At 30.6% G+C, this 18,310-nt stretch carries 19 protein-coding genes; 15 read left to right on the forward strand and 4 right to left on the reverse strand.

All coding sequences use genetic code 11. The features are described from left to right. Positions 1-133: 133 nt before the first annotated feature. Complete coding sequence (locus tag H0I28_RS16585; protein ID WP_218732509.1) at positions 134-1,039, reverse strand: DUF3667 domain-containing protein; 906 nt, start codon at positions 1,037-1,039, stop codon at positions 134-136. Between the two features lie 158 nt (positions 1,040-1,197). Further along, positions 1,198-1,584, reverse strand: coding sequence for a Co2+/Mg2+ efflux protein ApaG (apaG, locus tag H0I28_RS16590; RefSeq protein WP_218759828.1), 387 nt, complete (start codon positions 1,582-1,584; stop codon positions 1,198-1,200). 402 nt (positions 1,585-1,986) lie between these two features. Here apaG and H0I28_RS16595 point away from each other — a divergent pair, with 402 nt between their 5' ends. The 8 genes from H0I28_RS16595 to H0I28_RS16630 all read left to right on the forward strand — a co-directional run bounded on the left by H0I28_RS16595 (position 1,987) and on the right by H0I28_RS16630 (position 6,360). Further along, a complete protein-coding gene (locus tag H0I28_RS16595; protein ID WP_218732511.1) occupies positions 1,987-2,322 on the forward strand; it encodes a hypothetical protein in 336 nt (111 codons plus the stop codon). 54 nt (positions 2,323-2,376) lie between these two features. After that, entirely contained in the window at positions 2,377-2,697 is a 321-nt protein-coding gene (locus H0I28_RS16600) for a hypothetical protein (RefSeq protein WP_218732512.1), read from the forward strand. A 90-nt stretch (positions 2,698-2,787) separates the two neighbouring features. Beyond that, positions 2,788-3,117, forward strand: coding sequence for a hypothetical protein (locus H0I28_RS16605; RefSeq protein ID WP_218732513.1), 330 nt, complete (start codon positions 2,788-2,790; stop codon positions 3,115-3,117). Between the two features lie 101 nt (positions 3,118-3,218). Beyond that, positions 3,219-3,548 (forward strand): hypothetical protein, encoded by a 330-nt coding sequence (locus H0I28_RS16610; RefSeq protein ID WP_218759829.1) that lies wholly within the window; start codon positions 3,219-3,221, stop codon positions 3,546-3,548. A gap of 115 nt (positions 3,549-3,663) precedes the next feature. Next, positions 3,664-3,993, forward strand: a complete 330-nt coding sequence (locus H0I28_RS16615; protein ID WP_218732516.1) for a hypothetical protein — start codon at positions 3,664-3,666, stop codon at positions 3,991-3,993. A 96-nt stretch (positions 3,994-4,089) separates the two neighbouring features. Continuing rightward, positions 4,090-4,419 carry a hypothetical protein gene (locus H0I28_RS16620; protein ID WP_218732516.1) on the forward strand — a complete coding sequence of 110 codons (330 nt, stop codon included), beginning with the start codon at positions 4,090-4,092 and terminating at the stop codon, positions 4,417-4,419. A gap of 94 nt (positions 4,420-4,513) precedes the next feature. Next, positions 4,514-4,876, forward strand: a complete 363-nt coding sequence (locus H0I28_RS16625) for a hypothetical protein (RefSeq protein WP_165731914.1) — start codon at positions 4,514-4,516, stop codon at positions 4,874-4,876. A 125-nt stretch (positions 4,877-5,001) separates the two neighbouring features. Further along, on the forward strand, positions 5,002-6,360 hold the full coding sequence (locus tag H0I28_RS16630; RefSeq protein WP_218732517.1) for a sigma-54 dependent transcriptional regulator: 1,359 nt from the start codon (positions 5,002-5,004) through the stop codon (positions 6,358-6,360). On the opposite strand, the gene H0I28_RS16635 is transcribed toward H0I28_RS16630, so the two are convergent. Both H0I28_RS16635 and H0I28_RS16640 read right to left on the reverse strand, forming a co-directional pair. Beyond that, positions 6,353-8,782 (reverse strand): ATP-binding protein, encoded by a 2,430-nt coding sequence (locus tag H0I28_RS16635; protein WP_218759830.1) that lies wholly within the window; start codon positions 8,780-8,782, stop codon positions 6,353-6,355. The genes H0I28_RS16630 and H0I28_RS16635 overlap by 8 nt on opposite strands. 65 nt (positions 8,783-8,847) lie before the next feature. After that, complete coding sequence (locus tag H0I28_RS16640) at positions 8,848-10,065, reverse strand: DUF5103 domain-containing protein (protein ID WP_218759831.1); 1,218 nt, start codon at positions 10,063-10,065, stop codon at positions 8,848-8,850. Between the two features lie 204 nt (positions 10,066-10,269). Between H0I28_RS16640 and H0I28_RS16645 the strand changes: the two genes are divergently transcribed. From H0I28_RS16645 to H0I28_RS16675, 7 genes are all read left to right on the forward strand, one after another. Continuing rightward, positions 10,270-11,619 (forward strand): Na(+)-translocating NADH-quinone reductase subunit A, encoded by a 1,350-nt coding sequence (locus tag H0I28_RS16645; RefSeq protein ID WP_218759832.1) that lies wholly within the window; start codon positions 10,270-10,272, stop codon positions 11,617-11,619. A 4-nt stretch (positions 11,620-11,623) separates the two neighbouring features. Then, positions 11,624-12,823 carry an NADH:ubiquinone reductase (Na(+)-transporting) subunit B gene (locus tag H0I28_RS16650; RefSeq protein WP_218732521.1) on the forward strand — a complete coding sequence of 400 codons (1,200 nt, stop codon included), beginning with the start codon at positions 11,624-11,626 and terminating at the stop codon, positions 12,821-12,823. A 2-nt stretch (positions 12,824-12,825) separates the two neighbouring features. Next, the gene (locus H0I28_RS16655; RefSeq protein WP_218732522.1) at positions 12,826-13,572 is read left to right on the forward strand and encodes a Na(+)-translocating NADH-quinone reductase subunit C; all 747 of its coding nucleotides are present in this window, start codon (positions 12,826-12,828) and stop codon (positions 13,570-13,572) included. 3 nt (positions 13,573-13,575) lie between these two features. Further along, positions 13,576-14,223, forward strand: coding sequence for an NADH:ubiquinone reductase (Na(+)-transporting) subunit D (locus H0I28_RS16660; RefSeq protein ID WP_218732523.1), 648 nt, complete (start codon positions 13,576-13,578; stop codon positions 14,221-14,223). A gap of 79 nt (positions 14,224-14,302) precedes the next feature. Continuing rightward, positions 14,303-15,031 (forward strand): NADH:ubiquinone reductase (Na(+)-transporting) subunit E, encoded by a 729-nt coding sequence (nqrE, locus tag H0I28_RS16665; RefSeq protein WP_218732524.1) that lies wholly within the window; start codon positions 14,303-14,305, stop codon positions 15,029-15,031. 2 nt (positions 15,032-15,033) lie between these two features. Next, positions 15,034-16,344 (forward strand): NADH:ubiquinone reductase (Na(+)-transporting) subunit F, encoded by a 1,311-nt coding sequence (gene nqrF, locus H0I28_RS16670; protein WP_218732525.1) that lies wholly within the window; start codon positions 15,034-15,036, stop codon positions 16,342-16,344. A gap of 240 nt (positions 16,345-16,584) precedes the next feature. Next, positions 16,585-18,309, forward strand: a complete 1,725-nt coding sequence (locus tag H0I28_RS16675; protein ID WP_218759833.1) for an OmpA family protein — start codon at positions 16,585-16,587, stop codon at positions 18,307-18,309. Position 18,310: the final 1 nt, after the last annotated feature.

Raw genomic sequence — 18,310 nt, forward strand, 5'->3', positions numbered from 1 at the left:
GCTGAAAACAAGATGTTTATTTTCTGTGAAGGTATTAATGATTAAATGTTAAAAAGAAAGGAGATTTTGCTAAAACACTTTGTAAAAAAGTATAAAGCTTAAAGGATTTTTATAGAAAATGTAACATTTAGATCTAAAACAATGCAAAAGCAATAAAGGAAATAAAAACAACACCTAATGAAGTGAAAATCATAAATAAAACATTTGCAAATAAGTATTTAAATAATGTTTTAATAAAGCTTTGTTCGTAAAAGTTTTTCATTGCTAGAAATAAATATAATAAAAAAAGCAATAAAAATAAACCTGCATAACTGTCTGTTTTTATAAAGATGTTTAGAATATAAAAAATTGAAAGCAGCAAGAAAAAGAGGGTTTGCGTATGGAAAACAAATATTAAATGTTCTACATAGGTAAACTTACTTCGGATGTAAATAAATTTTAAAAAGAGTGTAAATAAGGGTAGTAGTATAAATAACGCAATTGAAGAGTAGGAAAGAAATTGCTTTTTTAACTTTTTGGAAACTGTGCTATCTGTATAAATAGTATTGATTAACTGAGACCTAGAATACCAAAATTTATTAGAAAAACTTTTATGTATTTTTAGGCTATCTAAAGCGTCATCTACATAAAGGTTAGGGTGCTGTTTTTGAAACTTCAACATTTTAACTATTTTTATTTCTTTGCCACCAACTTTAAGGAATGGCATTTTAGAAATAGTATCTTTAATAGCAGTTAATGTGGAATCTGTTTCTTTTAAATTTAAGATAGAATCCTTTTTTTGATCTTCTTTTAAATTGAGATTTATAGCATTAAAAATATCCGTATTGTTCGGATTTTTCCCATTTCTAAAATTATTAAAATCGTTATAGCTATCTGTAATACCAATAATTAAAAAGAAGATAACAGAAACAGTTAAGTAGAATTTAAATGGGTTAGAATAACGCTGTCTTTTCCCTGCAATGTAATTTTTAGAAACCTCTCCGGGTCTTATTAAAAGTGGAATTAATGTTTTCCAAAATTTAGCATCAAAATTAAACAACCCATTAAATAAATGATGAATAAAGCTGTAAAAAGTAATTCTATTTCCTTTATTCTCTTGGCCACAATCTGGACAAAATTTTTCATGTCCACTAAAAGGATGCCCACAATTTAAACATGCAGGATCTTTTATGATAATTGTTTTCTTTTTAGATTTGGTTAGTTTAATATTGATTGTGTGGTTAGTTGAAAGGTTGGTATAATTACTTTAAATTGTTCAAAAGTTTCTAGGTTTATCATGGTGTAAAACCCTTTCATCGCGCCAATGTTAGATTCTAAAAAACAACCAGAACCATACTTATATATGTCGTTTGGTTTTAAAATTGGTGTTTGTCCTACAACACCTTCTCCACTTACAATTTCTGTGTTATTAAGTGTATCAAAAATTGTCCAAAATCGATCTGTTAGTTTTACAGTTTCGGTAGATTTATTTTCAATAGTAATTATATACCCAAAAATGTGGTGCAGTCTGTTGTTTCTATAATTTGTGCCTTTGTATTTAGTATCAACAGAAATTTTTATGCCTTTTGTAATTTGGTTTATCATTGATAGTAAATGTAGTTTTTTTGATTTTAAATTACAAATGATTTTTAATCTGATTTATGTTTTTTTTAATTTATAGTACATATATGATTGGTTTTCTCATAAACAACTTTTACAAGATCTAAATATTCATAGATAGGGGCTACTCTGTTATTCTTTTTAGTTTTTTGTGTAATACATTTTCTTATTATGGACGCTCTTCTATCTTAGATTGTGTAAAGTTTACTCATTTACACAATTAATTACACATGTTTTACACGGGTTAATTAAAGTGGTATAAAAGCGACGGAGTTCTAAGTTCTTGTTTTTAAGGTGTTTACTGATGATTGTTACGAAGTGATTCTACATGGCATATTTATTTCTATATACTAATCAGAAATAATAACAACCTTAAAAACTTATATCATGAAAAAATTAATTTTTACAGTAGCAGTAGCAATTTTATCAAGTGGAGTTTCAATCTCAGCAGCAAACATCAACAATAGTAATCATTCTGATGAAGTAATTGTGATGACAGTAAATGAAGAATTTAAAGAAGTTGCTTTAGAAGATTTGCCAGAAGCAGTAAGTAATGCAATTTTAAAAGATTATGCAACGGCTATTATTGGTAAAGCATACGTAAACGAAAGTGAGCAATATAAAATTGAACTTACTATTGATGAAACTGAAAGTGTAGTTTACGCAGACAAAGAAGGTAATTGGTTAAAAGAAGAAGATGTTATTGCTAAACAAGGAGCGTAATTTTTAAACCAATAACTTTTAACTCAATTCTGAATACCAATTAAGTCCTTAATTATGAGAAAAATAATTTTAACTATAACTGTAGCAATCTTAACAAGTGGAATTTCAAGTTCTGCTTTAGCAAACAACAATATTAATTCTAACGAATATGTTGAGGTAATGCGTAAAGATTTTAAAGAAATTACTTTAAAAGAAGTTCCGGTAGCTGTTAAAACTGCAATTGTAAAAGACTTTATAGCTGCCTTTGTTACTAAAGTTTATGTGAATGAGAGTAAGCAATACAAGATTGCACTTACTATAGATGATGAAACAAAATTCGTTGTTTTTGCAGATAAAAAAGGGCATTGGTTAAAAGATAAAGAGGTAAGAGCATAAAAGTGTTGTAGTTATAGGCTAGGGATCTATAATTATAAATTTCAAAATACCTAATCACAAAAAATAATTAATAATTAAAAACATACAATCATGAGAAAATTAATTTTAACAGTAACCGTAGCACTTTTAACAAGTGGAGTATCAGTATTTGCAGCAAACAATATCAATACAAACAATGCAGATGAAATTGTTGTTGTAGTAACTAATGATGATTTTAAAGAAATTTCAGCAAAGGAATTACCAGAAGCAGTTTCTAATGCAATTATAAAAAACTTTCCATCAGCTACAGTTAACAAACTATATGTAAATGGTAGTGAACAATATAAAATTGATCTTACTATTGATGAAACTGACGCTGTAGTTTATGCAGACAAAGAGGGGAATTGGATAGAAGAAGGTGATGTTGTAGTGAAGGAGTAAAGTTATAATAGTCTATATAGTAAAGTAGTTGTAGGTCTTAGGATCTTCAGTTTATAAATATTCAATCTTAAAGTAATTAATAATTTAAAAAATACAAAACCATGAGAAAATTAGTTTTAACAGTAACCGTAGCACTTTTAACAAGTGGAGTATCAGTATTTGCAGCGAACAATATCAATACAAACAATGCAGATGGAATTGTAGTTGTAGTAACCAATGACGATTTTAAAGAAATCAGCGTAAAAGAATTACCAGCAGCGGTTTCTAGTGCAATTGTAAAAGATTTTGGAACAGCAACAGCTATTAAAGCATATGTAAACGGAAGTGAGCAATATAAATTTGAACTTACTTTAGATGGAGAAGAAAAGGTAGTTTATGCAGATAAAGAAGGGAATTGGTTAGAAGAAGCCGATGTTGTAACAATTGAATAAGTTGTAACAGCTGAATAATAGGTTTGTATCAGTCAAGAAAAATAAAGTAATTATAGATTTAAAAGTCTTTAATTTAAAAGTATTCAATCATAAAATAATATAAAAATATAAAATCATGAGAAAATTAGTTTTAACATTAACCGTAGCAGTTTTAACAAGTGGAGCAACAGTATTTGCAGCAAACGATATCAATACAAATAATGTAGACGAAATTGTAGTTGTAGTAAGTAATGACGATTTTAAAGAAATCACATTAGAAGAATTACCAGAAGCAGTTTCTAACGCAGTTTTAAAAGATTTTCCAACAGCTACTGTTGTAAAAGCTTATGTAAATGGCAGTGAGCAGTATAAAATAGAATTGACTACTGATGGAACTGAAAGTGTAGTTTATGCAGATAAAGATGGGAATTGGTTAGAAGAATCTGATGTTGTAGTAATAGAGTAAAGTCCGATTCATAAAAAATAAGTAACACAATTATAGGTCTAAGGAACCTTTAATTATCACACATTCAATCATAAAATAATATAAAAATATAAAATCATGAGAAAATTAGTTTTAACATTAACCGTAGCAGTCTTAACAAGTGGAGCAACAGTATTTGCAGCAAACGATATCAATACGAACAATGTAGACGAAATTGTAGTTGTAGTAAGTAATGACGATTTTAAAGAAATTACATTAGAAGAATTACCAGAAGCAGTTTCTAACGCAGTTTTAAAAGATTTTCCAACAGCTACTGTTGTAAAAGCTTATGTAAATGGCAGTGAGCAGTATAAAATAGAATTGACTACTGATGGAACTGAAAGTGTAGTTTACGCTGATAAAGATGGAAATTGGTTAGAAGAATCTGATGTTGTAGTAATAGAGTAAAGTCTGGTTCATAAAAACAAGTAACACAATTATAGGTCTAAGTGATCTTTAATTATCACACATTCAATTATAAAATAATCAAAAATATAAAATCATGAGAAAATTAGTTTTAACATTAACTGTAGCAGTTTTAACAAGTGGAGCAACAGTATTTGCAGCGAACGATATTAATACCAATAATGTAGACGAAATTGTGATGGTAGCAACCAATGACGATTTTAAAGAAATTGAAATAAAGGAATTACCAGAAGCAGTTTCTACCTCAATTTCAAGAGATTTTTCTACAGCCACTGTTGTTAAAGCATATCTAAATGATAGTGAGCAATACAAGATTGAACTTACTGCAGATGGAACAAAAGGTGTAGTTTATTTAGATAAAGAAGGTAACTGGTTAAAAGGTACAGACATTATAACAGCAAAAGAAGAAGGGGATTTTAGTGAAGAAAAAACTGAGTAGTAAAAAGGTTCAAAATTTTTTTAAACTCAATTTTTCAGAAGAGAAAGACATTTTTTAATTAAAATGTCTTTTTTTTGATTACAATCAATTTATCTTAATATTTTTGTAACAAATGTATAAGCTTTATGAAGGAGATTTTATTAGTTGAAGATGATGTAGCATTTTCAGAAATGTTGAAGCAGTTTCTTAAACGACATAAATATGTTGTGGAGGTGAGTTATAATATAAAAAATGCTTTGCAACAGTTAGAAAAGAAGAATTACGATTTAGTTTTTACAGATTTACGTCTTCCAGATGGTGATGGAATTGCCTTGTTAAAGCAAATAAAACTTAGTAAAAAGGCTACTCCAGTAGTTTTAATGACTAGTTATGCAGAAGTTTCTACAGCTGTACAAGCAATGAAACAAGGGGCTTTTGATTATATTTCGAAACCTTTTAACCCAACTGAGGTCTTAGAAGTTATTAGCAATGCTTTAGAGGAAAAGGCAGATGATGTTGCTGAACATCAACAAAAACAACAAAAAGAGGCACAGCAAGAAAAAGAAAGAAGTAAAGCAGATACTGGTTTTGTAAAAGGTATTAGCAGTTCTTCTAAAGTTCTTGATGAATATATTGCTCTTGTAGCTCCTATTAATATGTCTGTGCTGGTTACGGGTGAAAGTGGTACTGGGAAAGAGGTGGTTGCAAAAACAATTCACTTACAAAGTCCTAGGCATAACAAACCATTTATAGCGGTAGATTGCGGTGCAATACCTAGAGAAATAGCTTCAAGTGAATTTTTCGGACATAAAAAAGGATCTTTTACAGGCGCTAATGAGGATAAGATTGGGCATTTTGAGTCTGCAAATGGAGGAACTCTTTTTTTAGATGAAGTTGGTAATTTGTCTTATGAAAATCAAATACAACTGTTACGTGCTTTGCAAGAAAGAAGAATTAAACCAGTTGGAAGTAGTAAAGAAATTAATGTTGATATTCGCTTAATCACCGCAACAAATGAAGATTTACTTTTGGCAGTTGAAAAAGGCGATTTTAGAGAAGATTTGTACCATCGTTTAAATGAATTCTCTATAAAAGTCCCTAATTTAAAAGACAGAAAAGACGATTTAATCTTATATGCAGATTTCTTTTTAAACAAGGCAAACCAACAGTTGAATAAATCTGTAATTGGTTTTTCTAAAAAAGTATTAACTATTTTTCAGAATTATCAGTGGCCTGGTAACTTAAGGGAATTATCTAATGTGATTAAAAGAGCTACTTTATTAACAAAAACAGAAGTTATTGATGTAGATGTTTTACCAAGTGAATTAACTAAAGTAAAAGAAAACACTGTTTCATCAAACAAATTTTCTACAAAAGAAAACGAAAAAGTACTCATTATTAGTGCGCTAGAAGAAGCAGGAAATAATAAGACTCAAGCAGCAAAATTATTAAATGTTACTAGAAAAACACTTTATAATAAAATGAAAGAGTATGATCTTAATTAAGGTACTCTTCTAAAGTTGTTATAAAAATATTTAATTGTTTCTCAAAATCAATAAATTCGGCTTTATTAATAGTTGTCGTAGTTTCAAATACTTCTAAATAAGGAATTACGGCTTTTACCTCCAGCTGCTTAAACATACTAAGCATCTTGTGGCTTATTTCATTTAGCTTCTTAATATCAGTCTCTTCTTTGGCTTTTATCAGTGTTAAGCTATTCTTTTTAGTGTCTTCTAAAAAAATATGTAAGGTGTTTTTTATGGAAGCAATATCATTACCTAAAAAAGATTGTAAAGATTTTATACTAAAACCTACAGTTGCTTTTTCAGCACCTTCTACTACTTTGGTTTTAAGTGGTATGCTACTCGACTTAAAAAAGCGATGTAAAACATCTTGAAGTTGGTTAGAGTTAAAAGGTTTTATCAATACTTCTGCAAAGCCAATTTTTAAATACTCTTCTCTAGAAATATTTGCACGTCCGGTCATTGCGATAATCGGTTGGTTTTTGTAAAGTTTATGATTTTTAAGGATTTCCATAAAATGGATTCCATTCATTTTTGGAAGTTGAATATCTGTGATTACAAAATCATATGAAATTTCATCTATAGCATTAATAGCATTTTGTGCATTCTCAAATGTGTATACTTTAATATTAAATTGTTTTAAAAAATCATTTAAAAGTAGGCGAACAGAAGCATCGTCTTCTACAACAACAGCGGTTAAGTTAAAAGCAGTAGTTGTCTTTTTAGTTTCTTCAGTTTTTATAATTGGTTTGTCAGATAATTTTACTGGTATTTTTAAGGTAAAAGTACTTCCTACATTTAGTTTGCTATCTAGAGTTAGTTTTCCGCCTAAAAGTTCTACTAATTTTTTAGAGATGGTTAAGCCCAAACCAAAACCTTTTAAATTGTTGTCGCTTGCATTTTCTGCTTGATTAAAAGCATTAAAAATAGTTGCCTTTTTGTCTTTACTAATCCCGATTCCAGTATCTATAATTAAAATTTCTAAGGTACTTTTGTGGTCTTGTTGCTTTATAGAACTTTGAATAGTAATAGTGCCCTCGTTTGTAAATTTACACGCATTTACAATTAAATTATATAGAATCTGTTTAATTCGAAAAGGATCACTAATAATAAGACTGTTAATGGAATCGTCCTGTTTAATAACAAAGCGTACAGGTTTGTCTTGAATGATATTTTTCGAATTTAGAATAATCTCATTAATATAATTCTCTAGATTAAAAGGAATAGATTCTATAGCAATATGACCATTTTCTAGTTTAGAGAATTCTAAAAGATCATTTACCAACTGCCCCATATATGTAGATGCGCTTCGTATATGGTCTAAATAATTTTTGTCTTTTGTGTTTTCTGTCGATTTTTGGAGTAGTTCACTAAAACCAGAAATAGTACTTAGCGGAGTTCTTAAATCATGGCTTACCATAGAAATTAACTGTTCTCTACTTTTTAAAAGTGACTGTGTTGTGCTATTCGCCTTTTCTAACTGTAAACGATAGCGCTGGGTTTTCCAGAAATCACTTAAAATTATTATAGAAAAAATAATAATGATGATAAAACTAATTCCGGCTGCAAATAAGATAATTTTTCTACTCTGGTTTAATGTTGCTTCTCGTTGCTTGTCCATATTACTAGTGTAGAAAAGGATGTCTTTTTCAAGATTTTCTAACAATTCTTGTAGTTTTCTAGAAATGGTTAAATCATTATTTATAAGTTCATTTTGCTTTTTTCTAAGGTAGAAGCGCTGGCTGTTGTTTTTATTTTGAGCCTCTTTTAGCATTTTTCTAGAAATAGAAACTAACGAGTCTATTTGCTTTTGTTCAATATTATTGATAGAATCTTTGGGTACGTATTGGTTTAGAGCTAGTGCAAAATTTTCTAACTTAGAACTCGTTCCGTTATCAAAATATAAAGGATTTTTAATAAAATCATTTATTGTAATTTTTAAAAGTAAAGAGTCTATAGAGCCTAATTTATTTATAGCTTCAGTTATAGGCTTGTTAGAATCGTAGTTGGTATTTAGATCTTTTAAATCTATAATATTTTTCAATTTTTTATCAATAATTAATTTTATACTATCTAAAATAAACTCTTGAGAATTGTTAGTAACAATAAGGCTCAGTGAGTCTATTTTTGATACTAATTTTTTGTTTTCTTCTAGGTATTCATTAAATTTTGTTGGAGAATTTAACTGTAGTGCAGCTCTAGCGATGCTTTCATTTTTGTATATGTGGGCTATTAAAGTTCCGGTTCTAACAATCACATTTCTATCGGAGATATCTTGTTTTTGTAATTGTGTAAATGTTTTTAGTTCAGAAAGCACTAAAAAACCAGCAATAGTTGCTAAAAGACCAAGTATGATGTAGCCTATTATAACTTTAAAAGTAATATTCTTTTTTAATGATTTCATAAAGTAGTATGTGTGTAATATTTTTTAAAGCATGCTAATTTTATAATAAAAAAGCAATATTTTGTTTACCTATTCTGATTGAAATAACCTGTTCCAATACCGATTACACGTTCATAAAAACTACCAAAAGGTTTGTAATATACAATTACAGTGTACTCGTTTTCGGTTTCATAAAATGTACCAAGTATATCATTTGTATTTACATTTCCATTAGCATCTAAAGTAACAAAAGTGTAATTATAAAAACCTTGTTTTAAAAGCATATTTGCAGCATAGTATTTTTCCTTAGAATTATAGTCCATTCTGTTTTCTTCCGTAATATTAAAATCATTAAAAGCACCGTAAACATAAAGATCTTTATTAGCAATAGGTTCATCAGCTAAAACAGAAAAGTGCATCATTGCATAATCTGCTTCCGTTCTAGAATCATCTGCTTCTATAGTTCTAACCACAAATTGTCCGTTAATATCTGGGTTGTATTTGTATTCGTTAAATTGATTAAACGTATAAGGATATAAATAATGATGAAAAACATCTTCCTTAATTACTTTTACTACGTTTAAACTATTATTTCTAATAATCTTATTATCGAAATACAAGTACTCGTTTCCTCCCCAAAAATTAGTTTTGTTGGTGTACGTATATAATAATTGATTGGGTTTAAAAAAGGTAGGTTGTAGGTCTGTTATTTTTTCATTCCAATTATTATTTTTTAAGATAACAACATTTATTTCTTGACTAGGGTTGTTTATCTGTATGTTTGGATGTGTTATAGAAAACTGAACCGTTTGTTGTGTGTTTAATGTTTTTGTATTTCTACTTCTTTCTACGGATACACCAACGGTAGTCGCATTTTCGTACAAAACAAAACGCCTTGTAAACATAAGCTCATCATAACTATTTAAAACAGATAAAAGGTAGTTTCCACTTTTGGTAATTACTGTATTTACATTCGGTATTTGAACAGAATAATGGGAGTAACTTTGTAATGTGTTAAAAGAATTGGTTACTTCTATAATGGTATTTTGATCAAAACCATTAATGTATTGGCTAGATGACAATCTGCTAGGTTCCCAATCATGCGTCATGTGTGCTATTTTGTATTGATAATCTTTACTATCTGCATCTAAATCATCAAAAGATAATTCTAATACAGTGCCTAAAGGAACAATGGCAGAAAAGTTGTTTTCTTGCAGTGGTCTTAACTGAATAGATTTTATGTTTTGCGAAAAAGAGTTTAGGCAAAATAGGATTGAAACAGTGATTAGAAGCTTTTTATACATGTTACAAAAATAGTGTTCATTTGTTTTAATTATCAATATTTAAGCCAAAATTTATAACTTAAACGTTTTCATTTATTCGTGTTATTTAGATTAATTATAAATAAGAATATTTAACTAAGATAAAAGTTAAAATGTTTCACTCATACATAGCAAAAAGCCTAAATTTGCTTGATTTTTTAAGATAACTAACAATTCCAATTTACTATGTCAAAAGACATTCGTATTAAAAAAGGCTTAGATATTAAGCTTATTGGCGCTGCAGAAAAAACGACTAAAGAGGTTTCTTTAAGTAGTATTTATGCGGTTAAGCCAGAAGACTTTCACGGAATTACACCTAAACTTGTAGCCAAAGAAGGAGCAGAAGTAAAAGCAGGAGAAGTACTTTTTTATTCAAAAAGTGACGAACGCATTTTATTTCCTAGTCCTGTTTCTGGTAAAGTAGTAGAGGTTATACGTGGAGCAAGAAGAAAAGTATTAGCAGTTAAAATTTCTGCAGACACAACACAAGAATATAAAGATTTCGGGGCTAAAGATGCAGCTAAAATGTCTGCAGAAGAAGTTAAGAATCATTTATTTGCTTCTGGTTGTTGGCCATTTGTAAAACAACGTCCTTTTGATGTTGTTGCAAATCCAAACCAAGCACCTAAAGCTATTTTTGTTTCTGGTTATGCAAGTGCACCTTTAGCAGCAGACTTAGATTTTACTTTAGCAGGTAAAGAAGCCGAATTGCAAGCAGCAATTACAGCGGTTTCTAAACTAACTGAAGGTAAAGTGCATGTTTCTGTAGGAGCCAATTCTAACTCACCTTTAGCTAACATAAAAGAAATAGAATTGCACAAGGTTTCTGGTCCGCATCCTTCTGGGAATGTGAGTACTTTAATTGCAAATATAGATCCTATTAACAAAGGAGAAGTTGTTTGGGTAGTTACACCACAAGACTTAATTGTTATTGGAGAATTACTTTTAACAGGTAAGTATAATGCAACTAGAACAGTAGCTTTAACAGGTTCTAAATTTAGCAATCCACAATATGTTACTGCTATTGCAGGAGCAACTATTGCAGATGTTACTGCTGGAAATTTAGTAAATGATAATACAAGAATCATTAGTGGAAACGTACTTTCTGGAAAGCAAGTAAAAGAAGCGGATTCTTTAGGGTATTATGACAATCAGATTACTGCAATTCCAGAAGGAGATGATTATGAATTATTTGGTTGGAACAAACCAGTTTTTAATAAAGTATCTACATCTAGAGCATTAACTTTTTCTTGGTTAACGCCAAAGAAAAAATACGATTTAAATACAAACACAAACGGAGAGCATAGAGCATTTGTTGTAACAGGTTCTTACGAAAATGTTTTTCCTTTAGATATTTATCCAATGCAATTGTTAAAAGCATGTATGTATAAAGATTTAGATGAAATGGAAGCTTTAGGAGGTTACGAAGTAGCTCCGGAAGATTTTGCACTAACAGAATTTATTTGTGTATCTAAACAACCTCACCAGAAAATAATACGTGAAGGTTTAGATTTAATGAGAGAAGAATTAGGATAAGATTATGGGCTTAAAACAAAATTTACATAATTTAAAAGAGAAATATAAAGGAACCAAAATGGCACCTGCATTTAATGCAATCCATACCTTTTTATATTTACCAAATGATGTTACTCACGGAGGAACTCATATAAAAGCAGCAGACGATTTAAAGCGTACCATGAATACGGTAATTATGGCTTTAGTTCCTTGTTTGCTTTTTGGAATGTTTAATGCAGGTTATCAACACTATGCAGCAATAGATGGTTCTTTAAGAGCAGATGTATTAGCTAACTTTTTTACGTTAGATAATCTTTGGATTGGAATCTTAAAAGTATTACCACTAGTAATTGTTTCTTACGGAGTTGGTCTTGGAGTAGAATTCATTTTTGCGATCATTAAAGGTCATGAAGTAGAAGAAGGATACTTAGTAACAGGTATGTTAGTGCCATTAATTGTACCAGTTGATACACCGTTATGGATGTTGGCTGTTGCCGTTGTTTTTGGTGTAGTAATCGGTAAAGAAGTTTTTGGTGGTACAGGAATGAACATCTTAAACCCTGCTTTAACCATTAGAGCTTTCTTATTTTTCGCATATCCAACATGGATGTCTGGAGATAAAGTTTGGGTACACGATGCTGTAAATAGAGCAGGAACTGCAGATGCAATTTCTGGTGAAACTATTTTAGGTAGTTATGCTCAAAACAGTGAGGTGATTTATTCTAATTTTGATAAGTTCATGGGATTCATTCCTGGTTCTGTTGGAGAAACATCTACATTATTAATCCTTTTAGGAGCTGCTTTCTTAATCTTTACTAAGATTGGAAGTTGGAGAATTATTGTTTCTACATTTTTAGGGGCAGCCGTTATGGGATTAATCTTTAATCAAATTGTAGCAGCAGATATTATTACAGAATCTAGTTCGTTTTACGGATTAATGAATACGGTTTGGTGGGAACACTTAATGATTGGTGGTTTAGCATTTGGAGCTGTTTTTATGGCTACAGATCCTGTAACAGCATCACAAACAAATAAAGGGAAATGGATTTACGGTTTCTTAATTGGTTTTATGTCAATTATGATTCGTGTATTTAACCCTGCGTACCCAGAAGGAGTATTTTTAGCAATCTTATTAATGAATGTTTTTGCTCCAACAATAGATCATTATGTGGTACAAGGAAATGTAAAGAAAAGATTAAAACGTACTAAAGTTAAAACTGCCTAATTATGAGTAAGAGAACAGATAGTAATTCATATACAATGATTTTTGCCGTAGCAATGGTATTAGTTGTTGGTACTATGTTGGCTTTTACGGCTTCGTCTTTAAGACCAACCATAACTGCGAATCAACGTATAGAAAAACAGCAAAATATCTTGTACGCTATGGGCGTAAATGATAATGACGAAACAAGTGCAAACTTTGTTTCTACAGATATTGCTCAAGAGGAATTTAAAAAATACATTAAAAAACAATTAGTTATTCAAGGTGATAAAGTTACTGAGGATGATAAAGCATTTTTAATTGATATTAAAAAAGAACAAACAAGCGCAAAAGAAGGAAACGAACGTCGCTTACCTTTGTTTATAGGTGAGAAAGATGGTGTTACTTTTTATATTGCACCAATTAGAGGAAAAGGACTTTGGGATGCAATTTGGGCTTATATTTCTATAGATAAGGACATGGTTATACAAGGTGCTTACTTTGATCATAAAGGAGAAACTGCTGGTTTAGGTGCAAACATAAAACAACGTTTTTTTATGGATGATTTTATTGGAGAACACTTATTATCTAGCAATGGAAACTTTAAAGGAGTTGATGTAGCAAAAGGTAATAATGACCCTATGAACGTAGACAAAACGGATAATGAGGTAGATGCCATCGCTGGAGCAACAATTACAGGTAACGGAGTGTCTGCAATGATTAAAGATGAGTTAAAGCTTTACATTCCTTATTTTAAAACTTTAAAAAAATAATTTATGGGACTTTTATCAAAAAAAGACGCAGCATTAATTACAGATCCTTTATTAGATGACAACCCTATTACTATACAAGTATTAGGTATTTGTTCTGCTTTAGCTATTACAGCAGAATTAAAAGCATCTATTATTATGGCGTTTTCAGTAATGGCAGTATTAGCTGTAGGAAACGTGGTTATTTCATTAATGCGTAACATTATACCATCTAAAATTAGAATTATTGTACAACTAGTTGTAGTTGCTGCTTTAGTAATTGTGGTCGATTTAGTTTTAAAAGCTTTTGCTTACGAACTGAGTAAAACACTTTCTGTTTTTGTTGGGCTAATTATTACAAACTGTATTATTATGGGACGTTTTGAAGCTTTTGCTTTAGCAAACGGACCTTGGAAATCTTTCTTAGATGGAATTGGTAATGCTGCAGGTTATGGTTTAATTTTAGTTATTGTAGGTTTCTTTAGAGAATTATTAGGTTCTGGTACTTTATTAGGATTTAAAGTTTTAGGAGATCCTATTACTAAAACAGGTTTGTATGCATTTGGTTACGAGAATAATGGATTTATGATTATGCCTCCAATGGCATTAATTGTAGTTGGTATTATTATTTGGATACAGCGTAGTAAAAATACATCATTAATAGAAGAAAATTAAAATGAGTTTGTAGTAAGCAGTTATAGTTTGCAGTAAAATGCTCACTAAATACTGATACTAAAAACTGAAAACTAAAAATATGGAACATATAGAATTATTTTTCAAATCGATATTTATAGATAACATGGTATTTTCAGTATTCTTAGGAATGTGTTCTTACCTTGCCGTATCTAAAAAAGTAACTACTGCCGTTGGTTTAGGAGCTGCTGTAATTTTTGTATTAGCAGTAACTGTACCATTAAACTGGTTATTAGATCAATATATCTTACAACCAGGCGCATTAAAATGGTTAGGTGCAGAGTATGCAGAATACGACTTAAGTTTCTTATCATTCATCATGTTTATTGCAACTATTGCAACCATGGTACAGTTGGTAGAGATTATTGTTGAAAAATTCTCACCTTCATTATACAACTCACTTGGTATTTTCTTACCGTTAATTGCAGTAAACTGTGCTATTTTAGGTGGAAGTTTATTTATGCAATCTCGTGAGATTCCTACCTTAGGTTTAGCATTAACTTACGGAGTTGGTTCTGGAATTGGGTGGTTTTTAGCTATTGTAGCAATTGCTGCAATTCGTGAAAAAATTAGATACTCTAACGTTCCACCTGCTTTAAGAGGTTTAGGAATTACGTTTATCATTACAGGATTAATGGCTATTGGATTTATGAGCTTTGGAGGAATGTTAACTGGTGGTGGTGATGAAGAAGAAGAAAAGCCAGCTACAGAAGCTAGCATTAAGAAAGAAGAAGTAAAACCAGCTACGAAAGAAATTGTAGCTGTAAACACAAATACAAACCAAGAGTAGATATGATATTAGCAGCAGGTACAACAGGAACCATAATTGCAACAGTAGCAGCTTTTTTAGTATTAACACTGGTATTGGTAGCATTATTATTATTTGTAAAACAAAAACTATCGCCATCTGGTCCAGTAACAATTACTATTAATGGTGAGCGTAAAATAGAAGTTGGTTCAGGAAGTTCTCTTCTATCAACTTTAGGAAACGAAAAGATATTTTTACCATCTGCATGTGGAGGTGGTGGAACTTGTATTCAATGTGAGTGTCACGTAAATTCTGGTGGAGGTGAAGCTTTGCCAACAGAAATACCTAACTTTACTCGTAAAGAATTAAAAGAAGGAATTCGTTTAGCTTGTCAAGTAAAAGTAAAACAAGATATGGATATTTCTATTCCAGAAGAAATTTTTGGAATTAAGAAATTTGATGCCGTTGTTGTTAGAAATTACAACGTAGCGACTTTTATTAAGGAGTTTGTTGTTGAAATTCCGGAAGATATGGGGTATAAAGCAGGTGGATATATTCAAATTGAAATTCCAGCTTGTGAGGTAAAATATTCTGATATGGATATTACCGCACACCCAGAAGAGCACGATACACCAGATAAGTTTGAAGGTGAGTGGGATAAGTTTAACTTACGTCCATTAGTAATGAAAAATACAGAAACTATAGAAAGAGCATATTCTATGGCTTCTTACCCAGCAGAGGGAAGAGAAATTATGTTAAATGTACGTATTGCAACACCTCCTTTTGATAGAGTAAAAGGTGGCTGGATGGATGTTAATCCTGGTATTGCATCTTCATATATTTTCAACCTTAAAAAAGGAGATAAATGTGTTATTTCTGGACCTTATGGAGAGTTCTTTATTAATGAGTCTGAAGCAGAAATGTTATATGTAGGTGGTGGAGCAGGTATGGCACCAATGCGTTCTCACTTATATCATTTATTCAGAACCTTAAAAACGGGTAGAAAAGTAACATATTGGTATGGAGGTCGTTCTAAAGCAGAATTATTTTATATCGAACACTTTAGAGCATTGGAAAAAGATTTTCCAAACTTTAAATTCTATATTGCTTTATCTGACCCAACTGAGGCAGATAACTGGACAAAGAAAACAGATATTCATGATGAAGCTGGAGATGGTTTTGTTGGGTTTATTCACAATTGTGTAATTGATAATTATTTATCTAAACATGACTCACCAGAAGATTTAGAATTGTATTTCTGTGGACCTCCATTAATGAACAATGCAGTTCAGAAAATGGGTGAAGATTTTGGTCTTGCAGACGAAAATATTCGTTTTGATGATTTTGGAGGATAGACTTCAATCAACTATAATATTACAAACCGATTCAGAAATGAATCGGTTTTTTTGTGGGGTTAACTTTCTAAAATATACAGATACCCTTCTATATAACCTCATCATTACCATTTATAGATTGAAAACGTCAGTTTATATAATCACTCTATAAAAGATTGAAATTTAATAGAATATTTGTTCTGTATTAATCAGATAAGAAGCAATAAAGAAGAAATGCTTTTTTGTAAAACAAACTCTATTATGAAAAATTTATTAAAAGTAATATTAATGCTATTTGTATTTGCAAATGCATTTTTATCAATGGGGCAACAACAGTCTCTAGACAAAAATTATTTACAATTAAGTCCCAGAGTTGGATACGATTTTCCGACCTATAATAACAATACACCCTATATCGATTATAAAGGTGGTTTAGATTTAGGAATTTCCTTAGATTATTACTGGACATGGTTTGGGCTAGGTGTAGATTTTGATTACATCAAAAACAAGCCAGAAAGTACGTATCCAATTATTGCAAGTACTTTACCTACAACCTTATCCGAAGCTAAAATTACACGTATGTTTTATGGAATTGGCCCAAATGTGCAAATAAGAAGTAATTCTGGTAAATTTAAAACTGAATTTAATACACGTTTTGGATTAGCATCCATAAAAGGTGGTAGAACACTTTTAGCAGGTCCAACAGCAGCAAACATATTAAATTTTCATGCTGGTTATAATGCATCAAGTGTATTTACATTTAAAGGTCAGGTTCGTTTTACTTATTTCTTATCCGAAAATTTTGGAATTAATGCAGGAGCCTATTATATACGACACTTCGGTGTTACGGAGTTAAATGAAGGTGGACTTTCTGCAAGTTACCAACCCTTTACGGAGGATGCTGGAGAATTTTATATTGATCAAGGAAATCCGATGGTAAGAAGTGAACCGTGCGATTGCGATATTTCATCAGTTGGTTTATTTGCAGGGGTTACTTTCAAGTTCAGTAAAAAGGAAAAATCTTGTCCAGTTTGTGGTGAAAATCACACACCTTATTGTTGTGCAACTTGTGGTTGTAATGTAACGGTAACAGCCAAAGATAAATTTACAGGAGAAACGTTACCTAATACAGATGTTGTATTAACTGATCTAAATGGTAATATTGTACAAACTGCTACTACAAATTCTTATGGAGTTGTTGTTTTTACAGAAGTACCAGAAGATAATTATGTAATTAGAGGAAAACTATACAATGTTACATTAGAAGAAGGAAGCATTACAAAAGAAGATTTTAAAAACTGTAAAAAGGAAAGTGCAGGTATACAAAAAGTGATTGTATATGCTGATGAAAATTTCATTTTAAAAGGAAATGTGGTAGAATGTAATTCTCCTAACGGAATACAAGGCGTAGATATTATCTTAAAAGATAAGCTTAGAGCAGGGCAAAAAAACACACTATCTGATGCAGAAGGAGATTTTATCTTTCATTTAAAACAAGCTTCAAGGTATGGCTTAAATGGTAAAAAAGATGGTTATTTCTCTAATGAAGTAGAAGTGGCTACCGACTCTTACAATAGAGAAAGCACTTTATTTATTGATTTTGAAATGTGTATAGATCCATGTGGAGTTGCCATTAAATTAGACAATATAAACTTCGATTTAGACAAAGCAATTATTTTACCAGCTGCAAAACCAGATTTAGATTATGTGGTGAAGTTAATGCAAGACAACCCAAGTATTACTGTAGAAATGTCTTCTCACACAGATAGCCAAGGAGGTGATGCTTATAATCTAAGTTTATCTCAAAGAAGAGCAGATGCTACGGTAAATTATATTGTTGGTAAAGGCATTTCAAGAAGTAGGCTAGTTGGCCGTGGAGCAGGAGAGAGTGAATTAAAGAATACCAAATGTGCTAATAACGTACCATGTACAGATGACGAACATAGAATAAACCGAAGAACTGAATTTAAAGTAGTTTGCTTTTAAT

The organism is Polaribacter sp. AHE13PA (assembly GCF_019278505.1).
Taxonomy (GTDB): domain Bacteria; phylum Bacteroidota; class Bacteroidia; order Flavobacteriales; family Flavobacteriaceae; genus Polaribacter.